Raw genomic sequence first — 2,764 nt, 5'->3', positions numbered from 1 at the left:
TCGCCATACGTCAGTCGCATAGACTCGAATACGATCGCCTCAGCTTCCGGCGTCCGCTTCGCCTGCTCCTCAAACAGCGCGTGGATCGTCTTGTCCTTCGGATACTCCGCCTTCGTATCGTTAAACGTCTCTAGTAGTTGACGCTTCTCTTCTTGCTCGACCAATTTGATCTCGTCTAGCCGCATATCTGGCCTTGCCGCAACTTGATCCAGAATGGTTTCTAAATGTCCAATAAGCCGTTCTATGTTAGCTCTTCGATGTTCTGAAGCATTGAAACCAATTTTTATTACAAGCTGGTTCGCCTGTACGTACATCATGACGCTTAACGAATAATTAGTATGCTCGAAACTTTGAATATTCCGAATTTGAAAAAACTGTTCCTCTGGATCCCCGTTTACTTCATAGATTTCGGGATAGTTCTGGAAGATAAATAGATGATCGATCAGGTTTTGTTTTAGGTACGATTGAGCTTGAATCTCTGCCAAAGAGATGTATCCGACCTTTTCCGAATCGAGCGCACGCTGCTGTAACCGTTTGACCGTTTTAATGAACGTAGCCTCATTTTCGTTCGGACCAATTCTAACGGGTAGTGTATTGATAAACAACCCTACCATGTTCTCTACGCCGTCAATTTCTGCAGGACGCCCCGAAACGACCGCACCGAATACCGCATCATCAATATGATTGTAGCTTCGTAGCAGCATGCCCCATGCGGTCTGCATCATACTGTTCATCGTAACCTGACGGCGTTTGCTTACTTGCAATAATCGCTCGGTCAATGTCTCAGGGTACGAATGATTAACTTCTTCCAATATGTATACTCCACTGTGAGATTTGGCGGATGCAGGAATCGCAGCCCTATGCTCGTACCCCCCCAAATAATCTCTCCAGTAACCCAGCGCTTTTTCGCGATCCTGAACTTTCAGCCACTTGATGAAGTGAATATAGGGCTTCACGGAAGGCAAATCTATCGATTTGCCTTCGCAAAGTTGCGTATACATATAAAAGAACTCTTTCAAGACAATGCCTCTGCACCAGCCGTCCATCAAGATATGATGGTGGCTCATAATCAACTCGTAACTGGTCTCTCCTGTCCTTAATACGGCAAGCCGCAATAATACATCTTTCGTCAGATCAAATCCGTTTTCCCGATCCGATTGTTTGAATCGCTCCACTCTTATCTTGATTTCTTCTTCCGTTAACCCTGTGTAATCTTCGAATACGATTGAAGGATTTCGCTTTTTAAGTACAATCTGCAAAGGCTTCTCCAATCCTTCATACATAAATACCGTTCGAAAGATATCATGCCGTTCCATTAGAAGGGAGAGGCTCTTCTCCAAATTCGCTTCATGCAGAGATCCTTGAATTGTAAACGACAATTGATCGAAGTACGCGGACGACTGCGGGTCCATTAACGCTTGGAACAGCATGCCTTCTTGCATTGGAGATAGTGGGTACATAGAAACCACGTTACGGTTACCGCCTCTACTCATAACAATCACCTATCTTTCGTTTATAAAATATAAAAAACTGCTATCCCACTTTACAAATCATCTAACCTCGTTAAGAGCTTCTCGAAAATGTCCAAAGACATTGGTTCGATACCTACATCGCTCGGAGTAAGTTCCGTCTCGGCTTTCCGCATGCAATGGTCAACGATCGAAAGTAGCTGGTTCTTATAGTCAGCTAGCAATGCCTCAATTGTACGTTCGCGGTACTCCTGCTTGTCGTACGTCACGACCAGCGTTAGTTTTCCCTCCATTACACTCCCTACAATGTCCAGCGCATGGATACGTTCCGATTGCAGACTCACTTGCATGCCAGTAGAAAGATCCGACATCGACATAGTCCCGGCATTTATTTCTTGATCCCATTGCCCCAAATAGTTAAAGCTGATTTCCGGCTGCAATCCACTGCCAATGCCCTTTTTCTCCGATGGCGTCAAATACTTCAGTATGCCATATCCCACGCCTTTGTTCGGAATCTGCCTCAGCATCTCCTTAAACGATTTAACCCAGTAAGATATTCCTTCCGCCCTCTTCAATTCAAAGACGACCGGATAGATGCTCGTAAACCAACCTACTGTTCTCGTCACGTCCACATCATTCAATACTTCTTCCCGGCCGTGGCCTTCCAGATGTATGGCAAGCGTCTCATGACCCGTCCATTCCTGTATCGTCAAACCCAGCGCCGCGAGCAACACGTCGTTCACTTCCGTCTTGTACGCATGATGCGTGCCCGTCAGTAAATTTTTCGTTTCCGTCTCGCTTAAGCTAACCGCCGCAATTGCGCTGCTTCCGATCGTACGCGCCCCGCCGCTTTTCCCATCTTTAGGCAACGGCTTAACGTTGCTATCTTCTTCCTTCTTCCAATAATCTGCCTCTCTTAACAGCTCCAAGCTTTCTGCGTAGCTCCCCATTCGCTCCGACCATGTTCGGTACGAATGCGTTTTGCCAGGTAACGTAACAGTTTCCCCCCGTAACAGCTGCTCGTATCCCACCGCGAAATCCTCCAATAAGATGCGCCAGGACACCCCGTCTACGACAAGGTGATGGATCGCGATTAGCAAATGGTCGCCGCTGTTCGTCCGAAACAATCCAAGCTGCATCAATGGGCCAGTTTCCAGATTCATTGCCTGTTGCACCAGTGTCGCCTCACGCTCAACTACCGCGCTAACATCCGCTTCATCCGAGACGTCAAATACATGCAGGCAGAACGCTCGATCTTCTATCCCTCGGTTTATCTGCACGAGCTTCCCTGCTTC

The 2,764-nt window shown here is 47.0% G+C and carries 2 protein-coding genes; both read right to left on the bottom strand.

Features of this window, described 5'->3' with window-relative positions:
- On the bottom strand, window positions 1-1,493 hold a 1,493-nt coding region (locus tag AC1TPB_RS24690; RefSeq protein ID WP_482078921.1), incomplete at its 3' end, for a condensation domain-containing protein.
- Window positions 1,494-1,543: 50 nt separating this feature from the next.
- Window positions 1,544-2,749: a condensation domain-containing protein gene (locus tag AC1TPB_RS24685; protein ID WP_482078922.1), complete on the bottom strand. Its 1,206-nt coding sequence runs from the start codon at window positions 2,747-2,749 to the stop codon at window positions 1,544-1,546.
- Window positions 2,750-2,764: the final 15 nt, after the last annotated feature.

This window comes from Paenibacillus sp. Y951, assembly GCF_056786395.1.
Note: the sequence above shows the minus strand (reverse complement) of the source record. Positions and strands in the feature narration are given on the sequence as shown.